Origin of the sequence: Halarchaeum grantii (assembly GCF_014647455.2) — an archaeon.
Classification (GTDB): domain Archaea; phylum Halobacteriota; class Halobacteria; order Halobacteriales; family Halobacteriaceae; genus Halarchaeum; species Halarchaeum grantii.
In genome coordinates, this window is the sequence record NZ_BMPF01000001.1 from 626647 (window position 1) to 650894 (window position 24248).

The 24248-nt window shown below is 69.3% G+C and carries 28 protein-coding genes; 10 read left to right on the forward strand and 18 right to left on the reverse strand.

What is annotated here, in order from left to right; genetic code table 11:
* Positions 1 to 24: 24 nt before the first annotated feature.
* Both IEY12_RS03280 and uppS read left to right on the forward strand, forming a co-directional pair.
* Positions 25 to 444, forward strand: a complete 420-nt coding sequence (locus IEY12_RS03280; protein WP_188878780.1) for a DUF5778 family protein — start codon at positions 25 to 27, stop codon at positions 442 to 444.
* A gap of 129 nt (positions 445 to 573) precedes the next feature.
* Positions 574 to 1494 (forward strand): polyprenyl diphosphate synthase, encoded by a 921-nt coding sequence (gene uppS, locus IEY12_RS03285; RefSeq protein ID WP_188878782.1) that lies wholly within the window; start codon positions 574 to 576, stop codon positions 1492 to 1494.
* Positions 1495 to 1613: 119 nt separating this feature from the next.
* Here the strand turns inward: uppS and IEY12_RS03290 are convergent, their stop codons facing one another.
* On the reverse strand, positions 1614 to 2222 hold the full coding sequence (locus IEY12_RS03290) for an undecaprenyl diphosphate synthase family protein (protein WP_188878785.1): 609 nt from the start codon (positions 2220 to 2222) through the stop codon (positions 1614 to 1616).
* A gap of 92 nt (positions 2223 to 2314) precedes the next feature.
* Here IEY12_RS03290 and IEY12_RS03295 point away from each other — a divergent pair, with 92 nt between their 5' ends.
* Complete coding sequence (locus tag IEY12_RS03295) at positions 2315 to 3610, forward strand: DUF92 domain-containing protein (protein ID WP_188878787.1); 1296 nt, start codon at positions 2315 to 2317, stop codon at positions 3608 to 3610.
* Between the two features lie 4 nt (positions 3611 to 3614).
* Here IEY12_RS03295 and IEY12_RS03300 read toward each other — a convergent pair whose 3' ends face one another.
* The 3 genes from IEY12_RS03300 to IEY12_RS03310 form a co-directional block, all read right to left on the reverse strand.
* The gene (locus tag IEY12_RS03300; RefSeq protein WP_229870887.1) at positions 3615 to 4772 is read right to left on the reverse strand and encodes a sensor histidine kinase; all 1158 of its coding nucleotides are present in this window, start codon (positions 4770 to 4772) and stop codon (positions 3615 to 3617) included.
* An 80-nt stretch (positions 4773 to 4852) separates the two neighbouring features.
* Positions 4853 to 6166, reverse strand: coding sequence for a DNA primase DnaG (gene dnaG, locus IEY12_RS03305; RefSeq protein ID WP_188878789.1), 1314 nt, complete (start codon positions 6164 to 6166; stop codon positions 4853 to 4855).
* Positions 6167 to 6228: 62 nt separating this feature from the next.
* Positions 6229 to 7647: an MFS transporter gene (locus IEY12_RS03310; RefSeq protein ID WP_188878791.1), complete on the reverse strand. Its 1419-nt coding sequence runs from the start codon at positions 7645 to 7647 to the stop codon at positions 6229 to 6231.
* Positions 7648 to 7775: 128 nt separating this feature from the next.
* Between IEY12_RS03310 and IEY12_RS03315 the strand changes: the two genes are divergently transcribed.
* Positions 7776 to 8669: an HFX_2341 family transcriptional regulator gene (locus IEY12_RS03315; protein WP_188878793.1), complete on the forward strand. Its 894-nt coding sequence runs from the start codon at positions 7776 to 7778 to the stop codon at positions 8667 to 8669.
* Here the strand turns inward: IEY12_RS03315 and IEY12_RS03320 are convergent, their stop codons facing one another.
* The 3 genes from IEY12_RS03320 to IEY12_RS03330 are packed head-to-tail and all read right to left on the reverse strand — an operon-like array spanning position 8670 to position 10716.
* The gene (locus IEY12_RS03320; RefSeq protein ID WP_188878796.1) at positions 8670 to 8873 is read right to left on the reverse strand and encodes a hypothetical protein; all 204 of its coding nucleotides are present in this window, start codon (positions 8871 to 8873) and stop codon (positions 8670 to 8672) included.
* 31 nt (positions 8874 to 8904) lie between these two features.
* Positions 8905 to 9945: an enolase-like domain-containing protein gene (locus tag IEY12_RS03325; protein ID WP_188878801.1), complete on the reverse strand. Its 1041-nt coding sequence runs from the start codon at positions 9943 to 9945 to the stop codon at positions 8905 to 8907.
* Between the two features lie 33 nt (positions 9946 to 9978).
* Entirely contained in the window at positions 9979 to 10716 is a 738-nt protein-coding gene (locus IEY12_RS03330; protein WP_188878803.1) for a DUF1405 domain-containing protein, read from the reverse strand.
* Between the two features lie 182 nt (positions 10717 to 10898).
* Here IEY12_RS03330 and pdxS point away from each other — a divergent pair, with 182 nt between their 5' ends.
* Positions 10899 to 11804: a pyridoxal 5'-phosphate synthase lyase subunit PdxS gene (gene pdxS, locus IEY12_RS03335; RefSeq protein ID WP_123075510.1), complete on the forward strand. Its 906-nt coding sequence runs from the start codon at positions 10899 to 10901 to the stop codon at positions 11802 to 11804.
* A gap of 306 nt (positions 11805 to 12110) precedes the next feature.
* On the opposite strand, the gene IEY12_RS03340 is transcribed toward pdxS, so the two are convergent.
* The 6 genes from IEY12_RS03340 to IEY12_RS03365 form a co-directional block, all read right to left on the reverse strand.
* Positions 12111 to 12512: a hypothetical protein gene (locus tag IEY12_RS03340; RefSeq protein WP_188878805.1), complete on the reverse strand. Its 402-nt coding sequence runs from the start codon at positions 12510 to 12512 to the stop codon at positions 12111 to 12113.
* 462 nt (positions 12513 to 12974) lie between these two features.
* Positions 12975 to 13295, reverse strand: a complete 321-nt coding sequence (locus IEY12_RS03345) for a transcription factor S (RefSeq protein WP_123075506.1) — start codon at positions 13293 to 13295, stop codon at positions 12975 to 12977.
* Positions 13296 to 13357: 62 nt separating this feature from the next.
* Complete coding sequence (locus IEY12_RS03350) at positions 13358 to 13900, reverse strand: DUF8135 domain-containing protein (protein ID WP_188878808.1); 543 nt, start codon at positions 13898 to 13900, stop codon at positions 13358 to 13360.
* A 79-nt stretch (positions 13901 to 13979) separates the two neighbouring features.
* Positions 13980 to 14816, reverse strand: a complete 837-nt coding sequence (locus IEY12_RS03355; protein WP_188878810.1) for an RAD55 family ATPase — start codon at positions 14814 to 14816, stop codon at positions 13980 to 13982.
* 54 nt (positions 14817 to 14870) lie between these two features.
* Positions 14871 to 15842, reverse strand: coding sequence for a beta-ribofuranosylaminobenzene 5'-phosphate synthase family protein (locus IEY12_RS03360; RefSeq protein ID WP_188878812.1), 972 nt, complete (start codon positions 15840 to 15842; stop codon positions 14871 to 14873).
* 105 nt (positions 15843 to 15947) lie between these two features.
* The gene (locus IEY12_RS03365) at positions 15948 to 16886 is read right to left on the reverse strand and encodes a glycosyltransferase (RefSeq protein WP_188878814.1); all 939 of its coding nucleotides are present in this window, start codon (positions 16884 to 16886) and stop codon (positions 15948 to 15950) included.
* A 108-nt stretch (positions 16887 to 16994) separates the two neighbouring features.
* On the opposite strand from IEY12_RS03365, the gene ilvD reads away from it, so the two are divergent.
* Positions 16995 to 18761, forward strand: a complete 1767-nt coding sequence (gene ilvD / locus IEY12_RS03370; RefSeq protein WP_188878817.1) for a dihydroxy-acid dehydratase — start codon at positions 16995 to 16997, stop codon at positions 18759 to 18761.
* Between the two features lie 10 nt (positions 18762 to 18771).
* On the opposite strand, the gene IEY12_RS03375 is transcribed toward ilvD, so the two are convergent.
* From IEY12_RS03375 to IEY12_RS03390, 5 genes are all read right to left on the reverse strand, one after another.
* Positions 18772 to 19989, reverse strand: coding sequence for an MFS transporter (locus tag IEY12_RS03375; protein WP_229870889.1), 1218 nt, complete (start codon positions 19987 to 19989; stop codon positions 18772 to 18774).
* Between the two features lie 704 nt (positions 19990 to 20693).
* The gene (locus IEY12_RS03380; protein ID WP_229870891.1) at positions 20694 to 21791 is read right to left on the reverse strand and encodes a tyrosine-type recombinase/integrase; all 1098 of its coding nucleotides are present in this window, start codon (positions 21789 to 21791) and stop codon (positions 20694 to 20696) included.
* Positions 21788 to 21910, reverse strand: a complete 123-nt coding sequence (locus tag IEY12_RS15825; RefSeq protein ID WP_268245994.1) for a hypothetical protein — start codon at positions 21908 to 21910, stop codon at positions 21788 to 21790. The genes IEY12_RS03380 and IEY12_RS15825 overlap by 4 nt, the downstream gene beginning before the upstream one ends.
* Positions 21907 to 22122 carry a hypothetical protein gene (locus IEY12_RS03385; RefSeq protein ID WP_188878819.1) on the reverse strand — a complete coding sequence of 72 codons (216 nt, stop codon included), beginning with the start codon at positions 22120 to 22122 and terminating at the stop codon, positions 21907 to 21909. Before IEY12_RS03385 ends, IEY12_RS15825 begins: the two co-directional genes overlap by 4 nt.
* The gene (locus tag IEY12_RS03390) at positions 22119 to 22295 is read right to left on the reverse strand and encodes a hypothetical protein (protein WP_188878821.1); all 177 of its coding nucleotides are present in this window, start codon (positions 22293 to 22295) and stop codon (positions 22119 to 22121) included. The genes IEY12_RS03385 and IEY12_RS03390 overlap by 4 nt, the downstream gene beginning before the upstream one ends.
* Before the next feature lie 188 nt (positions 22296 to 22483).
* Here IEY12_RS03390 and IEY12_RS03395 point away from each other — a divergent pair, with 188 nt between their 5' ends.
* The 4 genes from IEY12_RS03395 to IEY12_RS03410 all read left to right on the forward strand — a co-directional run bounded on the left by IEY12_RS03395 (position 22484) and on the right by IEY12_RS03410 (position 24158).
* A complete protein-coding gene (locus IEY12_RS03395; protein WP_188878823.1) occupies positions 22484 to 22813 on the forward strand; it encodes a phage repressor protein in 330 nt (109 codons plus the stop codon).
* Positions 22814 to 22816: 3 nt separating this feature from the next.
* On the forward strand, positions 22817 to 23143 hold the full coding sequence (locus IEY12_RS03400) for a hypothetical protein (protein WP_188878826.1): 327 nt from the start codon (positions 22817 to 22819) through the stop codon (positions 23141 to 23143).
* Between the two features lie 47 nt (positions 23144 to 23190).
* A complete protein-coding gene (locus IEY12_RS03405; RefSeq protein ID WP_188878828.1) occupies positions 23191 to 23691 on the forward strand; it encodes a hypothetical protein in 501 nt (166 codons plus the stop codon).
* Between the two features lie 62 nt (positions 23692 to 23753).
* Positions 23754 to 24158 carry a DUF8023 family protein gene (locus IEY12_RS03410; protein WP_188878830.1) on the forward strand — a complete coding sequence of 135 codons (405 nt, stop codon included), beginning with the start codon at positions 23754 to 23756 and terminating at the stop codon, positions 24156 to 24158.
* The last annotated feature ends 90 nt before the right edge of the window (positions 24159 to 24248 follow it).

The following is a 24248-nucleotide window of genomic DNA, read 5'->3' on the forward strand; positions in this document are numbered from 1 at the left end:
GCCCACACTCGCCTCTCCGCGAGTATGACGGAGACGGCGAACGCGGACCTCTATCGGCGCACTGTCGAACTCCTGAAACCGGGCGACATCACGCTTCACGGCGCGGTCGTCCACACCGACCTCGACGGCGAGGAGGAGAGCCTCCTCCACCAGCTCACCCTCGAGGCCGGCGACGTCGTCGCGGAGCACGCGGGCATCGAGGCGACGGACACCTACGTCTACTCCGGGAACGACGACGAGCGCTTCGGCGTCAACCAGCACCAGGGGCTCACCGTCGACGGCGACGAGTTCGTCTGGGAGTGCCAGCAGCTCATGCGCGAGACGACCTACGACCTCGTGCTCTACTGGGAGGCCGGCGACGACCTCGAAACGGTCGTTTCGGCCCTCGAAGCACTCGACGGCGCCGAGTCCGTCGTCGGGATCACCGAGGACGGGTGGGAGTGAACGCAGTTCCGTAGGAACCGCGAACGCCGCGAACGGGGAGGAACGACCCGTGAGCGGACGCGAGTCTAGCGTGCGTCGCTGACCGAGCGGAGGGCAAGGCTCATGGCGTCCGGCGCGCAACCGACACGTATGCTTCGAGGGTGGGTCAGGGCGCAGTTCGACGCCGCCTACGAGCACGTCCTCCGCCACGAGCTCTCGGGCGCGCCGGAGCACGTCGCCGTGATTCAGGACGGGAACCGGCGCTACGCCCGGGAGCGCGGCGACGACCCGAGCGACGGCCACCGCGCGGGCGCGCAGACCACCGAGGACGTCCTCGACTGGTGTGCGGAACTCGGCGTCGAGGAGCTCACTCTCTACGCGTTCTCCACCGAGAACTTCGACCGGCCGCCCGAGGAGCGCGAGCGTCTCTTCGACCTCCTCGAGCGCAAGCTCACGGAGTTCGCGGACGCCGAGCGCGTCCACGACCAGGAGGTGCGCATCCGCGCCATCGGCGAGACGTCGCGCCTCCCCGAGCGCGTCCGCGACGCGGTCGACTACGCGGAGCGCCGGACCGACAGCTACGACGGGTTCACGCTGAACATCGCGCTCGCGTACGGCGGGCGCGCGGAACTCCTCGGCGCCGCCCGCGACGTCGCGCGGGCCGTCGAGTCCGGCGACCTCTCCGCCGAGGACGTGGACGTCGCGACGATCGAGCGCCGCCTCCACGACGACCGCGTTCGGGACGTCGACCTCATCGTCCGCACCGGCGGCGACGAACGCACCTCGAACTTCCTGCCGTGGCACGCGAACGGCAACGAGGCCGCCGTCTTCTTCTGCACGCCCTACTGGCCGGAGTTCTCGAAGGTCGACTTCCTGCGCGCCATCCGCACCTACGAGTCCCGCGAGGCGTCGTGGCAGCGCGCGAAGGCCGAGCGCGCGCTCGCGCTCGTCCGCGCGTTCGGGAGCGTCGAGGTCCGCGAAGCGCGCGCCGTCCTCTCGCGCCTCCGCGAGTACGTCCCGGACGGCGTGGACGTCGACGTCGAGGGCGAGGAGAGCGCGAGCGCGGAGTAGGGCGCGTCGGGCGGACGGCACGCTCGCCGGCGCTCGGAAGATTCGCTACCGCTCATCTTCCGACCCATCGCGGGACGGACGTCCCGCTGGGTTTGGACGGTTCGCTCACTGGCGCTCGCTCACCGTCCGAACCGCCGCTGGCGGTCCTGATAGTCGCGGAGCGCGCGGAGGTAGTCCCTCGCGCGGAAGTCCCGCCAGTTGACGTCCGTGAAGTAGAGTTCGCTGTAGACGGACTGCCAGATCATGAAGTCGCTGAGGCGCTCGGCGCCGGTCTTGATGACGAGGTCGGGGTCGGCGGGGAAGACGAGGTGCTCCTCGACGGCGGCCTCGTCGACGGTCTCGGGGTCCGCGTCGCCGGCCTCGACGGCGTCGGCGATGGCGCGGACGGCCTCGGCGAACTCGTGTTTGCCGCCGAGGCCGACGCTGACCTGCACGGGCGCGTCGGCGCGTTCGGTGTCACCGGGGCCGCGAAGGGCGATGGGGTGGGGCGCGTCGAGCGCGGCGAGTTCGCGTTCGAGCGTCGGGACGACCGCGCGGTCGAGGACGCTGACGTAGACCGTGACCCGCTCGGCGCCGTGCTCGAAGGCGAGCGCGAGGAAGCGCTCGAGGGTGTCGTACGCGCCGTTCTCGAGCAGGTCGCGTTCGGTGATGACGAGCGCGACGTGCGCGGGCGTGGCGGCGTCGTCGCGGCGGACGACCCAATCGAGGTAGCGGTCGTAGAGGCCCACGACCGACAGGGGGAGCCGAGCGACCCTAAACCCCTCGCACGCGCTCGGTCGTTCGGGATTGTTAAGTACGCCGGCGGTGATACCCGCCGATAGTGACTCTCCCGCTCCGTCGGGCCGCCGCGTACGCGCTGGTTTCGACGCTCGCGCTCGCCGCGCCACTGCTCGGTCGGTTCACGGCGGCGCCGTTCGTCGTCGTCGCCGCGTTCGCGTTCGTCGTCACGGACGGGCCGGCGTTCCGCCTCTTCGCGTATCCGTGGGACGACGTGCAGGACCGCCTCTGGACGCTCCTCGGGTTCGCGCTCGCCGCGACGGGCCTCGGCGTGCTCGTCCCCGCCTTCGACCTCCCCGTGGGCGTGTTCGCGGCGGCGGTGCTCGCGGTCGGCTACGGGGACTTCGGGCGGCGCTTCGCCCTCGAGTACGTCGAGCGAGCGGTCGCGGGGAGCGTCGGCTTCGTCGTGTTCGCGTTCGCCGGGACGTTCCTCGGGCAGGTGGTGGTCGCGGCGGCGGTCACGCCCGCGATGGCGTTCATCGCGGCGAGCGCGAGCCTCCTCGCCGCCCTCATGCGCGAGGTGTTCACGGAGCGCGACTACCCCTACGTCGTCCTCACCGTCGCCTTGCTGTGCTGGCTGTTCACCGCGCTCGCGGTCTCGCCGTCGTGGGCGCGGATCGGCGTCGCGCTCGTCCTCACGGTCGTCTTCGGCGGCCTCTCCTACGGGCTCGGTGCGGCGTCCGTCACCGGGATGCTCACCGGCGTCTTCCTCGGCGTCCTCGCGGTCGTCCTCGGGGGCTACGGCTGGTTCGCGGTGCTCGTGACGTTCTTCGGCGTCGGCGGCCTCTCGACGAAGTTCCGCTACGAGGAGAAGACCGACATCGGCGTCGCGGAGGAGAACGAGGGCGCACGCGGCAGCGGGAACGTCCTCGGGAACTCGCTCGCCGCGCTCTTCGCCCTGCTCGGGTACACCGCGAGCCCGATGCTCGACGTGCACGCGGGGGTCTTCGTCTTCGCGTTCGCGGGGAGCGTCGCGACCGCGCTCGCGGACACGCTCTCCTCGGAGATCGGGACGCTCTACGGGCCGCCGCGCCTCCTCACGACGTTCGAGGAGGTGCCACCCGGGACGGACGGCGCGGTCACGTGGCAGGGCGAGCTCGCGGGCGTCCTCGGCGCGGCGCTCATCGCCGCCCTCGCGTTCGCCCTCCTCGGCCTCTCCGCGCTCGGCGCGCTCCTCGTCGTCGCGGGCGGCGTCGTCGGTATGACGGTCGACAGCGTCGCCGGTGCGACCATCGAGGGGCGTGGCGTCGGGAACCAGACGGTGAACTTCCTCGCGACGCTCGGGGGCGCGCTCGCGAGCGGCCTGCTCGCGCTCGCCGTCGGTCTCGCCGCGCTCTGAGGCGTCAGCCCGCACCCGCGAGCGTCACGTCGGTCTCGGCGACGGCCGTGCCGAGCGTCGGGCGCGTCTCGACGCCCGTTATCTCGAAGCGCGCGCCGCCACCGTCGGCTTCGGCGAGTCGGATCTCCCAGCCGTGAGCGTCGACGATCTGCTCGACGATGGCGAGGCCGAAGCCGTTCCCGCCCTCGGTGGTCGTGTAGCCGGGCTCGAAGACGTCGTCACGGTCCGCCTCCGGGATGCCCCGGCCGTCGTCCGCGACGTAGAAGCCGCCGTCGAGCGTGCCGACGCGAACGTGGACGTCCGAACCGCCGTGCTCGACCGCGTTCTCCGGAGTATGTGACGGAGAGCCAGTCGAGCCGTGCTCGACGGCGTTCCGAAAGAGGTTCTCGAGGAGGTGTTCGAGTCGGCCCGGGTCGGCGACGATGACGGCCGAGGTGTCGACGGTCAGCGTCGCACTCCCCGTGGAGACGTTCGCCCAGCAGTGCCGCGCGTACTCCCCGAGGTCGACCGGCTCGGGGTCGTCGATGACGCGCCCGCTTCGCGCGAGCGTGAGCGTCTCCCCGACGATGCGGTCCATCCGGTCGAGCGAGCGCTGGACTGCGGCGAGGCGCTCGTCGTCCGCGTCGCCGTCCTCGCGGAGGAGGTCGACGTAGCCGCGCGCGACCGTGAGCGGGTTGCGGAGGTCGTGGGAGATGACGCTCGCGAGGTCGTCGAGGCGCTCGTTCTGTCGGCGGAGTTCCTCGTTGCGGACGCGAACGCGCTCGGCGGCGACGGCGCGCTCGACGGCGCGCGCCTCGAAGGCGCCGATGAGGAACCCCGTGCCGCCGCCGGTGGAGGCGGCCCAGCCGAGGATGACGACCCGAGCCACCCAGTCGCTCTGCGTGGTGAAGGCGATGACGGCGAACAGCGCCACGAAGAACCCCACCCCGGCCGCGACCCAGAGGGCGACGCGCCGATGGCGAGCGGGCGAGACGTCGCCGTGCGAGAGCCAGTACCCCCCGTAGGCGAGGAGAGCGGCGAACGGGAGGCTACTGGCGTGCGTGACGAGCGCTACGGCGTCGAGCGTCCCGCGGGAGAGGAAGTAGGCGAACCCACAGAGCATGACGGCGCAGAGGAGCACACCGACCCCGCTCAGCGCGTACGGGACGCCCCGGTTTGACACAGTAGTATCGCTATGGGCCTAATACGCAATAAATTCGGGGATCGCTGACCGTCGAGGCGTCGGCGCGACGCCGCGTGCGCTCAGAGGTCGTCGAAGCGGTGGACGGCGACGGACGCGGGTTCCTTCACGACGTCCGAGCGTTCGGTGCCGACGAGCGCCCCCGTGCCGCGCTGGGCGGCGACGTCGAGGAGGCGCTGTGTGACCGGGCCGTCGCGGACGACGACCTCGGGGGGTTCGTCGGCGTCGCGGAGCGCCTCGAAGGCGTCGTCGGCCGGAACGTCGGAGACGAGGGTGAAACCCGCGCCGTAGAGGTGACAGCGCTCCGTCCCGGCGACGGCGTCGGCGGCGGCCGGCGTGGACGTCGGGCCGTCCTCCTCGTCACCCTCGTCGGTCTCGCCGTCGCGGGCCTCGGTGGCGGCGGTCGCGTGCTCGGTGTCGTCGACCGGATGCTCGGCGTCGCCGTCGGCTGGCGTCAGAGTATCGGGCGCGCCGGGGGATTCGGGGGCGGACGGCGGGGAGGGGACGGCGCTGCCGTCGGTGGCGGCGATGGCGTCGGCGGCGTCGGCGGGGTGCGCGTCCTCGACTGCGGCCTCGGGGCTGGCGTCGGCGCGGGACTTCTCGCGGAGCGCGGCGTCGACTTCGGCACGCGAGAGGTCCTCGACCGACTTCTCGCCGGGCGCGAACGCGACGTAGTCGACGTCACCCACCTGCTCGAGCTCGCGGCGGATGAGGTCGCCGCCGCGGTCGCCATCGAAGAACGCGGTGGTGGTGCGCTCGCAGGTGAGGTCGGCGACGGCGTCGGGGACGTTCGTCCCCTCGACGGCGATGGCGTTCTTCACGCCGTACTTGAGGAGGGTGAGGACGTCGGCGCGGCCCTCGACGACGACGACGGCGTCGCTGGAGGCGACGTTCGGGCCGGCGGGGAGGCCCTCGTACTCGGTGACGTCGCCGACGCGGACGGATTCGCGGACGTCGGCGAGGATGTCGTCGCTGTCGATGGCGCCCTCGTCGAAGGACGTCGCGAGGAGTTCCTTCGCGCGCTCGGTGACCTCGCGGCGTTTGGCGGCGCGGAGGTCCTCGATGCGTGCGACTTCGACGTCCGCCCGGCAGGGGCCGACGCGCTCGATGGCTTCGAGCGCCGCCCCGAGGACGGCGGTTTCCACCTTGTCGAGGCTGGAGGCGAGCGTGACGTGCCCGAAGGACTGCCCGCCCTCGGTCTCGACGGTGACGTCGAGGCGGCCGAGCTTCGAGGCGTCCTGGAGGGCGTGGATGTCGAGGTCGTCGCCGAGCAGTCCTTCGGTCTGGCCGAACAGCGCACCGACGACGTCGCTGCGTTCGACGATGCCGTCGGCGACGAGGTCGGCGTGAATGAGGTATTTGGCCGTGTCTTCCATAGGGACCACTCGGAGTCCGTTCAGAATACGCCCGTACGACGGAAATAACTGTCGGGGCGCGCCTACTGAAGCGGTTTCCCCATGGTCTCGACGCCGAATGCGAGGACGACGACGCCGCCGAGGGCGAACGCGACGGCGAGGGGAAGGAGCGCGGCGACGTAGCCGACCGGGACGAGCGCGCCGGCGAGGATGGGACCGATGACGGCGGCGATCTTGCCGACGCCGCCCGCGAAGCCGTTGCCGGTGGCGCGCAGGTGCGTCGGGAAGAGTTCGGGCGTGTAGGCGTAGATAGCGCCCCACGCGCCGAGCGTGAAGAAGGAGGAGGCGAGCAGGGCGAGGAAGAACGCCCAGAAGCCCTCGATGCCGAGGCCGAAGCCGGCGCCCGGCATCGCGCTCGCGAAGACGAACGTGAAGAGGCCGGAGGCGAGCAGATACGTCCCGAGCGTGAGTTTACGGCCCACCTTCTCGACGAGGTAGGCGGCGCTCGCGTAGCCGGGGAACTGCACGAGGGCGATGAGGAGGAAGTAACTGTACACCCCGCCGACGGTGATGCCGCCGAACGAGAGGGCGGGGACGGTGCCGCTCGCGCCGAACGTCTGCGGGAGCCAGATGAACACGCCGTAGTAGCCGAAGTTGATGGCGAACCACGCGAACGCGATGGTGGCGGTGCGGCCACGGAGGCCGTCGGCGAAGAGTTCGCGGACGCTCGCGGAGTCGTGCGGTTCGATGTCGTCGGGGTCGATCGGGGTGTAGTCGCCGCCGGATTCGGCGGCCATGGCGCGCAGGCGCTCGTTGGCGGCCTCGACCTTCCCGACGCGCGCGAGGTAGTACGGCGTCTCGGAGAGGCCGTAGCGGATGACGAAGACGAGGAGGCCGGGAATCGCGGAGGCGACGAAGAGGAGCCGCCAGCTCTCGACGGCGCCGAAGACGGGGACGGAGACGAGGCCGCCGCCGGGGAGGTAGGAGAGGAAGAACCACGCGAGCACGACGGCGAAGCCGTAGCCGAGCGGCCAGAAGGCGTCGAGATAGACGAGATACCGGCCCCGGCGGTTCGTGGGGAGGTGCTCGGAGAGGTAGGAGGTGTCGACGGCGAGCGCACCCCCCAATCCGACGCCGGTGAGGAAGCGGAGGGCGAACCCACTATAAAAACCGACGGCGAGCGCGGTGAGGCCGGCGAAGAGCGCGTAGGTGAGGACGGTCCACTGGAAGGCGGGTTTGCGGCCGTACTGGTCGGCGACGTACCCCCACCCCCAGTTGCCGGCGATCATCCCCATGAGGCTCGCGGAACCGAGGAGGCCCGCGGAGAGGCCGCTGAGTGCCCACGCGTCGAGGAGGACGGGGAGGGTGAAGCTGATGAGGATGACCTCCATGCCGTCGAAGGCCCACGCGGTACCACAGATGGCGAGCAGGCGCCGGTGGAACGAGCCGACCGGAATACGGTCGAGTGCGCCCGCGACGCCCGTCGCGTTCGTCTCGGTCATGTACAACGTCGTGGGACACAGGACCACATAATAGTGGAGGATAGGTGAACGGGTTGCCGCATCGAAGAAAAAATCTCTTCGGGAAGGGTCGGTAACGCTTATCCGTCGTTCGACCCCTCTACGTGAACATGGCTACGCACGTCGTGCCGGTCGGCTTCGACTACGACCGGCTCATCGCCCCGCTCGTCCGCGAGCGCCTCTCCGTCGACCGCGTCGTCCTCCTCGAGGGCGCGGTCGGGAGCGAGGCTAACGTCGAGTACTCGCGGAACCTCGCGGAGAAGCTCTCGCGGGACTTCGAGAACCTGCTCGGCGCGGAGACCGAGCGCCGCGACGTCGCGGACGTCTACGACTACGACGCCGCCTTCGAGCAGGCCTTCGACCTCATCAGCGACGAGCTCGACCGGGGCGAGGGCGACGTCTGGGTGAACATCTCCTCGATGCCCCGCACCGTGAGCTTCGCGTTCGCGACCGCCGCCGACTCCGTCGTCATCGAGCGCGACGACGACCGGGACCGCGTCCACACCTACTACACGGCGCCCGAGAAGTACCTCGAGACCGAACTCGCCGAGGAGCTCCGCGCAGCCGTCGACCTCCTCGAGGACGCCGCCGAGGACGAGGTGGAGGCCGAGGCCGCCACCGAGCGCGCCCGGTCCGCGCGCGAGCTCCTCGGCGAGTTCGACGAGCGCGGCACCACTATCGGCGCGAAGGAACTCGAGGGCGGGCACATCATCGAGTTCCCCGTCGCCTCCTTCTCGAACGTCAAGCCCTTCGAGGAGCTCATCCTCTACACGCTCGGCGACCACGGCGAGTTCGAGAGCGTGAGCGAGCTCGCGAAGACGCTCGCCGGCGAACTCGGCGAGGAGTACACCGATAGCTTCCGCTCGAAGGTCATCTACAACGTCGACCGACTCGGCCCGAACGGGAAGGGGTACGTCGAGCAGGACGCCCACGGGAACGCCCACCGCACGTACCTCTCGCGCATCGGCGAGCTCTGGGTGCGCGCCCACCAGAACGAGGACTAATCAGCGCGTGTAGTCGTACAGCGTCGCCGCGACGCCGAACGCGACGAGGGCCGCGACGGCGACGACGACCTCGCTCCGCGTCGCGTCCACGCGGAGCGGCGACGGGCCGTACGCGAGGACGGCGACGGCGAGGAGGAGCACGAGGGTTCGGATGCCGTTGCGTCGGAGGGCGCGGCGCGCACTCGCGTCGTCGAGGGGGGACACGGGTCGTCGGACGGCGGGCACCGGAAAAAACCTACCCCCAGTTGAGGCCGGCGGTGTTCGCGGGCGCGGAGAGCGGGCTGCCGGGGAGGTGCTCGGGAATCTCGGGGTCGTTGTACATCGGGGGTGCGACGTCGTTCGGACCGTCCGGGTAGAAGAGCGAGGCGAGGAGTTGGACGTGCGTGCGCCCGACGTCGAGTTCGAACTGGCCGCCGCCGTAGCACTCCACGCCGTTCGCCTCCGCCCACTCGATGGTTTCGAGGAGGGACTCGACGCTCCCGAAACGCGAGGGCTTGACGTTCAGCCACGCGGGCTCGAAGGGCAACTCGTCGATGCTCGCCACGCCCGTGACGGGCGCGTCGAAGGAGACGCGCCCCCGGTTCGAGCGGACGAGCGCCTCCGTCTCCTCGGTCAGCGCGGGGTCCTCGACGACGGCGCCCGGGAGGTCGAAGACGCGCTCGTAGAGGTCGACGTCGGGGTCCTGGTCGACGTCGGTCCCCTCGTAGTACCCCTTCAGGTCGAGCACTCTGACGGCCTCGGTCTCGCGGAGCGTCCGGAAGGTCGCCTCGCTCCACTCCTCGGTCGGGTCGAGTTTGAACTCGAGCGTCGAGTCAAGTTCGCGAAAACGCTCGACGCGCGCGGTGTCGCCCTCGGGGAGGCGGGTGGAGGCGACGAAGCGGACGGGCGACGTCTCACGATCGAGGACGCCCGCGAGCGACGTCTTCGACTGCTTGAGCGCGAGGTCGAGCGCGGCGGACTCGAGCGCCCACCGGCGGTAGTGTCGGAAGTCCTCGCGCTCGGGGTCGGCGTCCGGGAAGAGGTCGCGCGTCGCGAGATGCGCGGAGAAGCCGTCGAACGTCCACTCGCCCGCGAGGTCGGGGAAGGACGTCTCGAGGGCGTCGTGCGCGTCCGCGTCGTAGATGACGTCCTCGCCGCGCCCGGCGACGCCGCGCCCCCGGAGGGAGAACGTCGTCGTGACGCGTTCGAAGCCGCTGGACGTGTCTCGCGCGTTCCGCTCGCGGTCCGTCCCCTCGATTTCGAGCGGGAGGTCGGCGAGCGCGTCGTAGAGTGCCATACGTTGGCCGTGGTGGTGACGGCGGAAAAAGCGTTACCGTAGCTTCGCGACGCGGGTGGCGAGCGCGAGGAACGTCGCGAGGAGCGTGAGCACCACCGCGCCCGCCGCCGCGAGGGCGTGTGCGCCCGGGTCGTGGACGACCGGCCCGGAGAGCAGGGACTGGCCGAGGAACGTCCCGGTGACCGCGCCGACGGATTCGGCGGGGACGAACGTGTGGTGTGGCGTGCCGACGAGCGGGACGAAGTAGTCGAGGACGAGGTTGGCGGTGTACCACGCGAACGCGACGGCGACGGCGCGCACCGTGAAGTCGGCGTAGCGCTGGATGACGAACGCCTCGACGGCCATCGCGAGATGCGAGCAGAAGAGGAAGGCGTACATGTACCACGGGAGATAGCTGAAGCCGTCGCGGAAGACGAGGAGCGTGTACGGCGTCCAGAGCCCGAGGACGAGACAGCCGTAGAAGCCGAGGGCGTGCACCCACTCGCGCCCGCGACCGGTCGCCCAGAGCGCGAGCGACGCGCCGACGAAGAGCGTCGCCATCGGCGAGTCGGGGACGAACGCCCAGAGCGCGAGCGGTTCGACGGAGAACTGCGGGACGTAGTACCAGAAGCCGAAGAGCGTGCCGAGGACGTTCGCGAGGACGACCGGCCAGACGAAGCGGAGCCCGAGGTCCTCGAGGCGCGTCGGGAGCGGCGCGACGTACCACGGGAGGCCCTCCGGGTCCGGGAGCGTCTCGCGCGGGCGGCGGAGCCACGACGGGAGCGACGACATGCGCGAGGCGACGCCCGCGCATCGCTTAGGTGTTGGCGTTCCCCGACGGCGGGACGGAACGCGACGGGGCGGGCCGTGGCGGCGAGGCACGACGCGCGACGGGGGATGACGGATGGCCCGTTCCGACCGGGGGCGCCACCGCAACCGGCATTCCTTTGACGGTCCCGCCGCTACCGCGACGCATGACCGAGACCGACATCGAGGACCTCAAGCGCGGGACGGACCTCGTCAAGCGCGGCTTCGCACGCATGCAGAAGGGCGGCGTCATCATGGACGTCGTGAACGCAGAGCAGGCCCGAATCGCCGAGGACGCGGGCGCCGTCGCCGTCATGCACCTCGAGGCCGTGCCCGCCGACATCCGCAAGCGCGGCGGCGTCGCGCGGATGGCGGACCCGAGCGGCATCCAGGAGGTCATCGACGAAGTCTCCATCCCCGTGATGGGGAAGGTCCGCATCGGTCACCGGAAGGAGGCCGAAATCATGGAGGTCGCGGGCGCGGACATGATCGACGAGTCCGAAGTCCTCACCCCCGCCGACGAGACGTACCACATCGACAAGCGCGACTTCACCGCGCCGTTCGTCTGCGGCGCGCGCAACCTCGGTGAGGCTCTCCGGCGAATCGACGAGGGCGCCGCGATGATCCGCACGAAGGGCGAGGCCGGCACCGGCGACGTCAACCAGGCCGTCCACCACCAGCGCACCATCAAGAGCGCCATCCGAAAGCTCGAGGGCATGAACTACGAGGAGCGCCAGATGTGGGCGCGCGAGAACGAAGCCCCCGCCGAGCTCGTCCACGAGACGGCCGAAATGGGGCGTCTCCCCGTCGTCAACTTCGCCGCCGGCGGCATCGCGACGCCCGCCGACGCCGCGCTCATGATGTATCACGAGTGCGACGGCATCTTCGTCGGCTCCGGCATCTTCGGCGCCGAGGACCCCGAGAAGATGGGGCGCGCCATCGTCGACGCCGTCAACAACCACGACGACCCCGAGCGCCTCGCCGAAATCGCCTCCAACATCGGCGCCGGCATGAAGGGCGAAGCCAACGTCTCGCTCCCCGAAGAGGAGAAGATGCAGGGTCGCGGGAACTAGGAACGACCGTCTTTTTCCGTCAGGGGGTCGCGTAGCAACCCCCGTACCGCAAAAACACGGGAGAAAAAGGCCGAGCGCGTCGCGCTCGGTGAATCGCGCGAACTACCGGGTCCTGACGGACCGCTCGTTCGCGCGAATGCGATCCACAGAGAGCGTTAAATAGAGACGAACGCTCTATCGCGTCAAAACCAATCTACTTAGAGGTTGAAAGGACTGGCGTGCTGAATACAGGGCGCGAATACGGCACGGAGCGATTACGATGCGAGTGATCCCGTCTCGACCGACCTACACACCTATCGTGAAATCTCAGTCTGACCCAAACAGCGCTTTGGTGAGTTCGCCACCGTAGGCGAGTCTCGAACCGAGCCACAGCGCACCGAGGATGACGCCCACCGCTATGAGGTCGGGACCCGGCTCCGGAAAGTGGCTGCTCGCCACGCGGGCAAGAAGGCTCGCCAAGGCGACACCGCCGAACCACACAGCCAAGAAGGCGACGTGCTGGTGAAGGGACTTCCTTCGGCGTGCGTGACGGTAACCAACCACGAGAAAGCCCACGAGTAGCAGGACGCCTACAGCCGCAAGGGCGAGAGAGCGGATCTGCCCACCAAACAGAAACGCGGTGGAGAAGGCGATTACCGCCGCGAGAACAAAGATCGTCTGGACGACCAGTCCGAGAGATGGTTTAATATTGGAGGGCTGTTGGGGCACAGATTGCGGTTACGGACGACGAGGAGATGAATCTTCTCGACGTGACCGAATCCCGGCCATCCAGATTGGTTCTACCCTACGTTACCGACCAGACTGTCCATCGTGACGTTCACTGCTATCTCTGATACGTCACTAAGTACATCCTCTGTATTCAGCACGCTCCCGAGAACACCAATGATATCTGGCAGAACCCTCGGCGGTGGGTTTGCAGACCTACCTAACGGCTGGTGCACGAGAGTCGACTGGGGATGGAGATTGATCCCTTACAGAGCTCCGGCGATGCTCCCCCGTAGTCGTACGTCTTCACCCGGTTGACCATGTCACGTGAGTAGCGTTCGCTGATCGAGCGGTCTGGAAGACCCGAGCGAGGCGATTCACCGGTCGCCTACGGCGACCGGCCTTTTTCACCCATGTTTTTGCGGGGACGGGTGCGCGAAGCGCACCCGACCCGGAAAAAGATGGTTAGTTATAGTCGCGCCACCGGTGGCCGCACTCGGTGCACTTGAAGAAGCGCGTCGGCGGTTCGTCGGCGGCGCCGGTCTGTTTGATGGTGTACCACGCTTCGTCGTTCTCGCACTCCTCGCAGACGACGTCGGCGGTGGGTTTGCCTTCGTCGTCGGCGTCCTCGGTGGTCTCGATGACGTCGCTGTCGTCCTGTGCGTCGGTGGAGACGAAGTCGGCGGCGCGCTCGTCGTCGCGGCCCTGCTCGTGGCCGCAGCTCGAGCAGACCATCACGCCGTCGGTGGCGTGCATCATGGAGCCGCATTCGTCGCAGAACTGCATACGTGGGCCTAGCGGGTGGGCACGCAAAAACCCCGAGTTCGCGGGCGGGCGTCGAAGCGGTGTCAGAACTCCTCGACGATGTCGACGTCGTCGAGCACCATCGGGCAGTTCACGACCTCGTAGTGGTCGGTGTCGACGACGCGTCTGATCTCGGTGCCCTCGTGCGTGCAGGCGAGGTCGGGCGGGTCCGCGAAGAACTCGCAGCTGTGGCAGGTCCGGTCGGAGATGACGCGGACGTCGCCCTCGGCGCCCGACGCGGACGCGTCGGCGGTGTCGGGCGCGACGTCCATATCGGCCGTCTCTTCGGCGGCCGCGAAGACGTCGGCGGCCTCGACGGCGTCCGCGTCGACGTCCATCTCCTCGAAGGGGCTCCCTTCGACGGGTTCGTCGGCGTCGTCCGCGAGGGGGGCACCGAGGTCGGCGTCGTCGATACCCTCCGCCGCGTCGTCGCCCGACGCGGGCACCTCCGGTGACGGGCGGCCGGACGGCGTCTCGACGTCCGCACGCTCGTCCGGGCCGGCGGACCGGTCGCGCTCGGTGGGTTCGTCGCGGTCGTCCGGACCGGCGGGTTCGTCGTCGGCGGCGTCGTCCTCGCCGTCACTCACCGCGACCGACCTCCGGTGTGGCGTAGCGGTCCCATCCGTGCGTCACGTCGGCGCGACGAACCATAAGGCCGGGGGGGCGTCATCGGATCTTCCGGACGTTCGAGACGTCGAAGCCGGCCTCGTGAATCTCCGTCTCGAAGCGGACGATGTCCTCCTCTTCGAGCTGGCTGAGGACGCCGCGGAACTCCTGAACGAACATCGAGCGCACGCGCTCGTTGCCGCCGGTCTCCCAGCCGAACTGGATGGTGCCGTCGACGCTGCTCATCAGCTCCCCGAACTCCGTCTCGGTGACGGCGTCGCGCGAGAGGTGAAGGAGGACGAGGCCGCCCCACTCGCGGGCGGCCTTCCGGAGGCCCTTCAGGAGGTAGACGACGTCCGACCACGGCCGCTCGTGCTGTTCGTCGCCGAGGAGGTCGGTGAGCGAGTCGACGACGACGAGGCTGTCGGTCGCGTGCTCGTCGAGGTAGTCCGCGAACGCCTGAATGACGGTTCGGCGCTCGTCCTGCGCGCCGAGGTCGGAGAGCGAGCGCGGCCCGTCGACGTACCACTCGCGCGGGACCGGACTCAGCTGGAAGTACTCGGCGGAGAGGTCGTGGAAGGTGACGCCGCCGAGGCCGGCGTCGACGATCTCCTCCTCCATCGAGAAGGAGATCTCGCGGCGGACGTCCGCGCGACTCGACGAGAAGGAGACGTAGTGGACCTCCGACGGCGGTTCGGCCTCGCGGGAGAGGCTCCCGTAGTGGAGGTCGAAGAGGTCGAGGTCGTTCTGGAGCAGGCCGTTGAAGACGGCGCTCGTGTAGAGGAACTCGCGCGCGCCGGCGCCGGCGCTACCCGCGAGCAACACCACGCTTCCCTCCGGGGCGCCACCCCCGATCTGGCTGTCGAAGCGCGAGACGCCGAACGGGATTCGCATCATGCCCGATACATCTCCGCGCGCTCGCTTACCAGTTGTGCCTCACGCACCCCGACTCTACACCTCGCTCACGCGCGCGCCGTCGCTCGCCGCGCGGACGACGCGGACGTCCCCGCCGGTGCCCGCCTCGCCGAGCGCGTCGCTCGCGGCGGCGCGCACCTCGGTCGCGTGCGCGGCGTCGGTGAGCGCGTAGACGGCCGGCCCCCACGAGGACTGGCCGGCGCCCGCGACGGCGGCGTGCTCGCGCAGCGTCTCGACGAGCGCGCCCGCCGGCGGCCGATAGACGCCGCCCTGTTCGTCGGCGTACCAGCGGCCGTTGAGGCGGCCGACCTCGGCGATCCCGTCGCCGAACGCCGCGAGGTCGCCGTCGACGACGCCGGGGAGGACGCGCCGGAGGACGACGCCCGCGATGCGGTCGGCGACACTGGAGTCGGCGCGCTCGACGACGTCGCGCATGCTCGCGTCCTCGTCGGCGCCCGACTTCCCGGGTTCGACGTCGGGGACGGCGAGGACGAAGCGCCACGAGTCGGGGATGCGGTGGCGCGCGCTGACGCCGGGGACGGTCCACGACCCGTCCGGGGGGCGCTCGGTCGTGAAGCGCTCGGTCGGATGGCCGGCGTCGAGGACGAACCCGCCGGACTCGAAGGCGGCGACGCCGACGCCGCTCCGGCCGCCGCGCCCGAGCGCGGGAGCGTGCTCGCGGACGCGGGGGTCGCGGTCGTGGGCGCGCGCGACGGCGGCGTAGACGGCGAGCGCGAGTTGCGTGCCGCTCCCGAAGCCGACGTGGCGCGGGAGGGAGTCGCGGACGGCGACGGCGGCGCCGTCGACGCCGAGGACGTCGCAGGCGCGTTCGGCGGCCTCGCGGGCGGCCGCGTCCTCACAGCGCACCGCGTCGGCCGGGTCCGCGTCGACGACGACGCGGGGGTCATCGAGCGCGACGCCGAGGCTGCCGTAGAGACGGTCGGTGGCGAGCGAGAGGTTACAGAAGCCGAAGTGGAGGCGGGCGCCGGCGCTGACGCGGACGGTCATACTCGCACCTGTGTCCTCCGGGTGGTTCGTGGTTTCGGCGGTGGCAAGACCGGACGCGGCCGCACGGGCGGCGACGCTCCGGTGTCGGGGGCTGTCGAGCGCGCGCTATCGCGACAGCACGGCGGCGGCGACGCGGCCCGCGCCGTTCTCGTAGACGGGGTCGGCGGGCGGGTCGCGGGCGGCGCGCGCCACCTCGTCGGGCGACGTGACGGTCCGGAAGCCGGTCGCGTGGGAGGCGAGGCGCGCGACGCCGCGCTGCTCGGACGTGAACGGGTAGACGAGACACGGCGTCCCAGCGACGGCGGCCTCCATCACCGTCGAGTAGCCGGGGCAGAGCACGAGGTCGGCCGCCCGGAGCGTCGGGAGCATCGACGCCACCGGCTCCCAGTCGTCGCCGCCGACGACCGTCGCGTCGCGGCCGTCCGCTCGCAGCCGCTCGACGCTCTCGTTCAGGGCCGTCGAGTAGGTGGATGGGACGACGACGACGTCCGGGTCGCCGACGACGGGGGCCTCGACGTCGAGCGCGAGCGGCCCGACACGGGTGACACCGTCGGGGTCCGCGTCGCCGTGCGGCCACACGGTCGGGAAGTAGAACTCGCGCGCCGCCCGGAGCTGGTACTCGGTGAGCGCCCACGCGCCCGCGCGCTCGACGGCGTCGTCGTAGAGGCCGGGCGCGTTGTGCGTGCAGACGGAGAGCGGGACGCCCGCGAGCGGCGCCGCCATCGCCGCGAACATGTCGTCCGTGAGGAGGTGGTCCGGGTCCTCGCGCCGGAGCCACCGGTAGATGTCGCGGACGCGGCACGCGCTCGCCGGCACGCTCCCCGTGAGCGTGTCTGAGAGTCCGCCCGACTCCTGGTAGTCGCCGATGAAGTCGACGGGCGTCGGGACGTACTCCTCGTAGCCGAGCAGGTCGACGAAGCGCTTCCCGGGGCCGCCGCCCGCGAGCGACACCGACGCGCCGCGCGCCTCGAGTTCGCGCGCGATTGCGAGCATCCGCGTGGCGTGGCCGGCGCCCTCCGGGTAGTGTGCGACCGCGACGTGCATACGTGCGCTCGCGGCCGGGACGCCCGAGTAGCTTCCGGTCGTGCGGGCGTCCCGAATGTCGCACAAATCGCGCTGGGTTTATGACCGAGCGTCGGCATCCTACCGGTAATGAGTGGCAAGCCGGAGTCTACCACGGAGGAAGCGACCCCGTCCGTCCCGGAGGAGAAACCCGAGAAGGACCCCGACCTGCGCAGCACCGAGGTCACCGAGGGCCCGGACCGCGCGCCCCACCGCGCGATGTTCCGCGCGATGGGCTACGACGACAAGGACCTCTCCTCGCCGATGGTCGGCGTCGCGAACCCCGCCGCCGACATCACGCCGTGTAACGTCCACCTCGACGACCTCGCGGACGCCGCGACCGTCGGCATCGACGAGGAGGGCGGGATGCCCATCGAGTTCGGCACCGTCACCGTCAGCGACGCCATCTCGATGGGGACGGAGGGGATGAAGGCCTCGCTCATCAGTCGGGAAGTCATCGCGGACTCCGTCGAACTCGTCTCCTTCGCCGAGCGCATGGACGCGCTCGTCACCATCGGCGGCTGCGACAAGAACCTCCCCGGCATGATGATGGCCGCCATCCGCACCGACCTGCCCAGCGTGTTCCTCTACGGTGGCTCCATCATGCCCGGCCACCACGACGGCCGCGAGATAACCGTCCAGAACGTCTTCGAGGGCGTCGGCAGCGTCGCCTCCGGCGACATGGACGAGGAGGAGCTCTACGAGATGGAGCACGAGGCCTGCCCCGGCGCGGGCTCCTGCGGGGGGATGTTCACCGCGAACACGATGGCCTCCATCAGCGAGACGCTCGGCCTCGCCCCGCTCGGGTCGGCCTCCCCGCTCGCCGAGAGCGAGGAGCGCACCGAGGTCGCGCGCGAAGCCGGGAAGGTCGTCCTCGACGCCGTCGAGAACGACCGGCGCCCGAGCGACATCCTCTCGAAGGAGTCCTTCGAGAACGCCATCGCCGTGCAGGTCGCGATGGGCGGGTCGACGAACGCCGTGCTGCACGTGCTCGCGCTCGCCGCCGAGGCCGGCGTCGACCTCTCTATCGAGGAGTTCGACGAGATCAGCGCGCGCACGCCGAAGATCGCGAACCTCCAGCCCGGCGGCTCGCGCGTCATGAAGGACCTCCACGAGGTCGGCGGCGTCCCCGTCGTCATCCGCCGCCTCCTCGAGGGCGGCTACATCCACGGCGACGCGATGACCGTCACCGGCAACACCATCGCCGAGGAGCTCGAGACGCTCGACCTCCCGGACGACGAGGACATCGACGCGGACTTCCTCTACACGGTCGACGAGCCCTACAGCGAGGAGGGCGCCATCAAGATCCTCACCGGGAACCTCGCGCCGGACGGCGGCGTCCTCAAGGTGACGGGCGAGGAGGGCTTCCACCACGAGGGCCCTGCGCGCGTCTTCGACAAGGAAGAGGACGCGATGGCGTACGTGCAGGGCGGCGAGATCGAGTCCGGCGACGTCATCGTCATCCGCAACGAGGGCCCGCGCGGCGGCCCCGGCATGCGCGAGATGCTCGGCGTCACCGCCGCCGTCGTCGGCCAAGGCCACGAGGACGACGTCGCGCTCCTCACCGACGGCCGCTTCAGCGGCGCGACTCGAGGCCCGATGATCGGGCACGTCGCCCCCGAGTCCGTCGTCGGCGGCCCAATCGCCGCCCTCGAAGACGGCGATACGGTGACCGTCGACGTCCGCGAGCGCGAACTGTCCGTCGACGTCTCCGAGGAGGAACTCGAAGCGCGCCTCGATGACTACGAGCGCCCCGAGATCCAGTACGAGGGCGGCTTCCTCCGCAAGTACGGCGACATGTTCGACTCCGCCGCCAACGGTGCGGTGACGAACCCCGCCGTCAAGCGCGACGACTAGCGACGGCGCCCTACGCCGGGAGTCGGCGTCCCGCCTCGACGGCGAGAGCGCACGCGAGCGCGATGACGGCGAGGCCGGTCGCGTACGTGCCCGTGAGGTCGTAGAGCGCGCCGATCAGGAACGGCCCGAGGAAGCCGCCGAGTTCGCCGACCGCGAAGACGAGGCCGACCGCCGTGCCGGTGAGGGTGGGTCCGACGCCGTCGAGTTCGGCGGGGACCATGCGGACGAGCGGGGAGACGCCGCCGGCGCCGAGGCCGACGAGGAGCGCGCCGGCGAGGAGGCCGGCCAGCGGGACGCCCGCCGGGAGGAACGCGAGCGTCCCGAGCGCACAGAACGCGAGACAGCCCGCGATGACCGCGCCGCGCTCACCCAGTCGGTCGGAGAGCGCGGGGACGGCGAGCGTGCCGACGGCTTGCGCGGCGACGAACCCGCTGACGAACGTCGCCGCGAGCGGGGCGGCGACGCCGTGGGACTGGAGCACGGTCGCCAGCCAGTTCTGGACGCCGTGCGTGACGAGCAGGTAGACGACGCCGACGACCACGAGGAGGCGCATCGAGCGGTTCGCGAACACGCGCCCGACGTCGCGACGGAGCGCCGCAAGCGAGAGCGACGCGTCGTCGGCCGCCGGGTCGTCCGCGTACCGGATCGTTTCAATCGGGACCGTCCGAACGACCGCCCACCAGCAGAGCGCGTAGCCGAGCACGGCGACGCCCGTCGCGGCGAAGAGCGCGCGCCACCCGCCGAGCGCCGGGCCGAGCACGCCGCGCCCGAGGCTGAACGCCGCCGCCGTCCCCGCGAGCGACCCGACGACGTACACCGACGAGGGCGTTCCGGACGCAGCCGGCGGGTAGAGGTCGGAGACGAGCTTCGGCAGGCCGAACGTGATGGTCGTCGCGCCGACCCCCACCACGACCGTGAGCGCGAGCAGGACGGGAAACGACTCGGCGAACGAGCGCCCGAGTTGCGCGGCGCCGAACAGCGGGACGCCGACGCCGATGGCGCGATACGGGCCGACGCGGTCCGTCACCACGCCCGAGAAGAGCGCGACCGGCACGTACGTGAGCGGAATCGCGCCCGTCAACACCCCGGCCTGCGTGCTCGAGAGCGCGAAGTCCGCGACGATAGCGTCCAAGTACGCCGGCACCGAGAACCAGACGAACATCAGCGACGCGTACGCGAGCGTGCCGAGCGCGAGGAGAAGCGTGCGAGTGCGCGACGTCGAGAGCACACCACAGGGATGCGGGGACGAACGGTTAACCGGCCGGATTGCGGCGAACGCGACCCACTCGCCCGCGCGACACCGCGAGCGAAACGGCCGTCATCACGACAACCGGACCACGACACCGCGGACGAGCCGCCGTCACCGGCGTGCCACGGACGATATTTCCGCGGCTAACGGTAGAAAGGAGAAAACAGGACAGCTAAGGAGCCGAAACTGCATTACGTGTCCGCCGCTTGCACTCGAACGCCCACGGCTGGAGGCGTGACCACCGGGTCTCCCCGCGCGGGGAGAGAACCCAGTGGTCGAAATCCGGCCACGATGGCAGCTTCAAGGGGGGAGTTGACACCCATCGGAACAACTGGTCGCGGCCAGTGAACCGGAGCCTCGTCTCCGGTTCGACGGCATTACTGCCTCAGCGAAGTAAAGCACATCTATCACAGCCGTGAGTGACACCGAGAACCACGGCCGGGGACACGGCGCGAACGGAGCGGTACTCTAACCGGCGACCGGGCGCCCATCAGGCAGCGGTAGGCATCCCGAAAAGCGCTTCAACCCGTCACGTCAGGAGACGACCCCACTTGAAAGAGGGGTTGTATGCACTTCCACTTATGTGGAAATTCGTCGATTGGACGCCTAAAACCCGAGGTGTTCGGGTTCAGGAGTGTGAGAAGTGGGACCGTTGAGGTGGCCGAGCGGACGCGTATCGCGGCTCATTGCTCATCACCGTCCTCGTCGAGCGTGTCGAGAAGCGACCGCCGCGACTGCATCCGCCGGAGCTTGTCCGGCCAGTCGTAGTGTGTGTCGATGGTGTCCGCCGTCGCGTTCACCCTCGATCCGAGGTCCGTCTTCGACCACCCACGGTCGAGATGGTGCGTGATCGCGCCCGTCCGAATCGCGTGCGGCTTCCGAACACTCGGACACCGCGACTCCCGACCGTGCTCGCGAGCGACGCACTCCTCGGGGTCGCGGCCATGCGGACAGTCACCGAAGCGACACGGCTGGGTGATCTTGTAGATGTGCCGCCGGAGCGTCCCCTTCGACGCTCGCCCGTCGCCCTTCGACGTGCAGAAGAGCGGCCGGCGGTCGTTCTCGTCGGTGATAGACGGCCGGTTCACGTTGATGTAGGCGCGTAGCACGTCCGCGTAGTCGTCGAGAAGCGCGACCGCGCGCTCGCCGTCGCGCTGGTTCTTCAACGCCGTCGTCCCCTCGTGATGGGGCACCCAGACGAACGGCGGTTCGACGTCGCCGAGGACTTCATCGGAGACCGGGACCCGCTGGGGGAGACGGTCAAGATCGTCGGCTTCGAGGTAGCAGTCTTCGACGTCGAGCGCACGCAGGCCACCGAGGCGCATCCCCGTGTGCCACGCGAGCGCGAACAGCGCGTGGTCGAAGCTCCCGTACTCGAAGCGGTGCAGCTGGTCGAAGATCGTTTGAGCACGCTCGGGTTCGAGCTTCTCGGAATCCGCGCGTTCCGCCTTTCGAACGCTCGGCGGGTCGACGGTCTCGGCGAGCCCGTCGCGCACGCCGTCGATGGTCTCGCAGAACCGGAGGAAGAGCCGGAGCGTGCCCATCTGATTGTTCACCGTCGAAACGGACAACCCCTCACTACGGCGCTCGGCGTCGAAGCGGTGGAGGTCGCGCCCGGTGAGGTCGTTCAGGTCGGTGATTCCCTCCGACTCGCACCACTCGACGAAGATCCCGACGCGGTACGTGTAGGACTGGATCGTCGCCTCCGAGCGGTTCGTCCGCTGGTGGTCGAGCCACATCTCCATCGCTTCGTGCGGGTCGAGAGCTTCGAGGTCGCTCACTTGCCGTCACCCCCGTAGTAGGCGGCGATGACGGCGGGCGCACAGTCGCGGCAAAGCGGGCCGAGCGGACCGGCGACGACCTTCGTGTCGGCGTCGCACTCGACGCACGTCTCGGTCATCGCTCGCCCTCCGTGTCGGCGGCTTCGATGACGATTTCACCGGCGTCGTTCCGACGAACCGCTACCTCGTCGCCCGGCTCGGCGTCAAGCGCATCCACAACGGGCGTGCAGAGAACGATCTTCGGCCGGGCGTCGTCAGTCACCGAGTACCGGCGCGGTAGGTCGGGCGCGCGACGCTCGTAGGACCCACGGTCCGCCGAGTCCGCCATCATACCGACCCCTCCCGGAGTTCCGCACAGCGCCGACAGACGGCGCGCTCCAACTCGGCGTCGTACCCGTCCGCGACATCGCCGCAGACCGCGCACCGCGAGACGGCGGGTTTAATCGCTAGCGATACCGTACCGACAATGGGGGCGTTAAGGCCCCCGTACGTGGTTTCGGGCATGGTGGTGCCTCGAAACCGTCCTCGGGGCGCGCTGCAACGCGCCCCGCTCTTCATCGACCAACAAGAGTCATCTTCGACCAGCGACGGCTTCGCACCTGGAACAACAAACTCCGAGTAAATATAGCTAACGGAGGTTTGCACACCAACCAATCCGTAGTATTTCAGCGGATAGTTTCTAATAGAGCTGTGTGAGACACTCCGGAGACTGGATGTCACTCGCAGACGACCGCATCCTTGAGTACATCCGGGAGAACGGATCGGGTTCTCCGGAGAAGATGCGGAAAGAGGGACCGATTCACTACTCCCGTCCGCACATCCACACCCGTTGTAAGACGCTCACCGAGAAGGGACTCCTGAATCACCTCGGGAACGGCGTCTACGTCCTCACAGACGACGGCGAGGCGTATCTTGAGGGGCGTCTCGACACACAGAACTGGAAGTATATCAACGACGGAAGCGAATCAGCAAGCGCCGGGGTCGAGGAATCGAACGGCGAGACGAGCGAGCAGGAGGGATAGCCGATGCGACAGTCCGCCCCGTGGATGGTACAACTCGACGAGCGCATCCTCGAACACCTCGCAAGTCACTCGTGGGCAGCACCGGACACGATGACGACTGCGTTCACCGGCACGGATTCGCGTGCCACCGTCTGGGCCCGGTGTCGACGTCTCTCCGAGGCGGGACTCATCGGTCCGCTATGGCCCCACTCGCGGATGTACGAGATAACTACGAGCGGGCAGCTGTATCTTGACGGCGAACTGAACGCACACGACGTGCCGGCCCCGGGTCCGGTACGCGTCGGGCCGCCACCGCAGAAACACGAACGGCCCTGCTACACGCTCGGCTAACGAACTGGACAGGAATCTTAAGACCGCTCGTCATCGAGACACGTTCGATGGATGACTTACCGGACTCCCACCAAGACGCGTTAGAACGACACGCGGGCGAGGGGGAGAAGATACAGGCAGCGACGACGAGCAGGTCAACGACCTCGGCAGTTTCGGGGCGGCGTTTCTATCGGGTCTCACGAGGCAGAAGCACGGATCCCCAGATTGTGGACTCGGTAAGCCTCGATGCAGTCACGAGCGTGCACGTCGAGCGCCACCCCGACGAGGAGCCCGACTACGGGATGCTCGTGGTAGGAGGAATCCTTGGACTGCTAGGATTCGGTTTTATCGGGTACGCGGACCGAATTGGAGGAATAGACATCGCAGTCGTAGCCGTATTCGGGGTGATACTATTCGTCGTCGGTCTACTGATCGCGGCGAGCGGGATGACCACAGAGGATGGACACGTAGATCTACGAATTCGGACGCCGAGCGACGAACTCACCGAAACCTACGAACTCAGCGACTACTTCCCCGAAACGGTCTCCCAGCAGGTGGCCGAGCGATAGGCTCACAAAATTATTGAAGATTTAGACCGACTCTAGAGCGCCCAACACGTCTGTCTGGGCGCATGGCAAGCAATTCGATTGACCCCATCGACCTCGCCGGCATGGCCCTGGTGGCCGTCTTCGGGCCGATGGCCATCGGCGTTGTCTCGTTCAGAATCACCGTCTTCGGCGGCTTCAGCTTCACCGACATCCTCTGGTCGGGAAGCGGCATCGAAGTCACCTACGCCACCGTCCTCGCGCTCGCTGGCGTCGGGTGGATCGTCGTCGCGAACTTCCTCGCGGGAGACTGGGATATCGACGACCTCGAAATCTACCATACTGCCGCTATCGTCGTCGCGCTCGGCATCGTCCCCGTCTACGCCATCGTTCCCGCCGTTCAAACGCTCTTCAGCGATTACGGCGCGATCGCGCTCGTCGTCGCCATCATTCAGGCCGGGTTCGGCCCGCTGCTCAGCTGGGAGGGCTAACCATGCAGGCCGACCACACCAACGAACTCGACGGTCGCCTGATGTTCGCCGCTGGGTCGCTCGCGACGCTCGCGGGCGTCGCGATCTCCA

Excerpts from the sequence above, each read along its gene's own strand:
- IEY12_RS03280 (WP_188878780.1), top strand. The coding sequence starts at position 25 with ATGACGGAGACGGCGAACGCGGACCTCTATCGGCGCACTGTCGAACTC.
- uppS (WP_188878782.1), top strand. The coding sequence starts at position 574 with ATGCTTCGAGGGTGGGTCAGGGCGCAGTTCGACGCCGCCTACGAGCAC.
- dnaG (WP_188878789.1), bottom strand. The coding sequence starts at position 6,166 with ATGGAAGACACGGCCAAATACCTCATTCACGCCGACCTCGTCGCCGAC.
- IEY12_RS03310 (WP_188878791.1), bottom strand. The coding sequence starts at position 7,647 with ATGACCGAGACGAACGCGACGGGCGTCGCGGGCGCACTCGACCGTATT.
- IEY12_RS03315 (WP_188878793.1), top strand. The coding sequence starts at position 7,776 with ATGGCTACGCACGTCGTGCCGGTCGGCTTCGACTACGACCGGCTCATC.
- IEY12_RS03325 (WP_188878801.1), bottom strand. The coding sequence starts at position 9,945 with ATGGCACTCTACGACGCGCTCGCCGACCTCCCGCTCGAAATCGAGGGG.
- IEY12_RS03330 (WP_188878803.1), bottom strand. The coding sequence starts at position 10,716 with ATGTCGTCGCTCCCGTCGTGGCTCCGCCGCCCGCGCGAGACGCTCCCG.
- pdxS (WP_123075510.1), top strand. The coding sequence starts at position 10,899 with ATGACCGAGACCGACATCGAGGACCTCAAGCGCGGGACGGACCTCGTC.
- IEY12_RS03345 (WP_123075506.1), bottom strand. The coding sequence starts at position 13,295 with ATGCAGTTCTGCGACGAATGCGGCTCCATGATGCACGCCACCGACGGC.
- IEY12_RS03355 (WP_188878810.1), bottom strand. The coding sequence starts at position 14,816 with ATGATGCGAATCCCGTTCGGCGTCTCGCGCTTCGACAGCCAGATCGGG.
- IEY12_RS03360 (WP_188878812.1), bottom strand. The coding sequence starts at position 15,842 with ATGACCGTCCGCGTCAGCGCCGGCGCCCGCCTCCACTTCGGCTTCTGT.
- IEY12_RS03365 (WP_188878814.1), bottom strand. The coding sequence starts at position 16,886 with ATGCACGTCGCGGTCGCACACTACCCGGAGGGCGCCGGCCACGCCACG.
- ilvD (WP_188878817.1), top strand. The coding sequence starts at position 16,995 with ATGAGTGGCAAGCCGGAGTCTACCACGGAGGAAGCGACCCCGTCCGTC.
- IEY12_RS15825 (WP_268245994.1), bottom strand. The coding sequence starts at position 21,910 with ATGACCGAGACGTGCGTCGAGTGCGACGCCGACACGAAGGTCGTCGCC.
- IEY12_RS03385 (WP_188878819.1), bottom strand. The coding sequence starts at position 22,122 with ATGATGGCGGACTCGGCGGACCGTGGGTCCTACGAGCGTCGCGCGCCC.
- IEY12_RS03390 (WP_188878821.1), bottom strand. The coding sequence starts at position 22,295 with ATGCCCGAAACCACGTACGGGGGCCTTAACGCCCCCATTGTCGGTACG.
- IEY12_RS03400 (WP_188878826.1), top strand. The coding sequence starts at position 22,817 with ATGCGACAGTCCGCCCCGTGGATGGTACAACTCGACGAGCGCATCCTC.
- IEY12_RS03405 (WP_188878828.1), top strand. The coding sequence starts at position 23,191 with ATGGATGACTTACCGGACTCCCACCAAGACGCGTTAGAACGACACGCG.
- IEY12_RS03410 (WP_188878830.1), top strand. The coding sequence starts at position 23,754 with ATGGCAAGCAATTCGATTGACCCCATCGACCTCGCCGGCATGGCCCTG.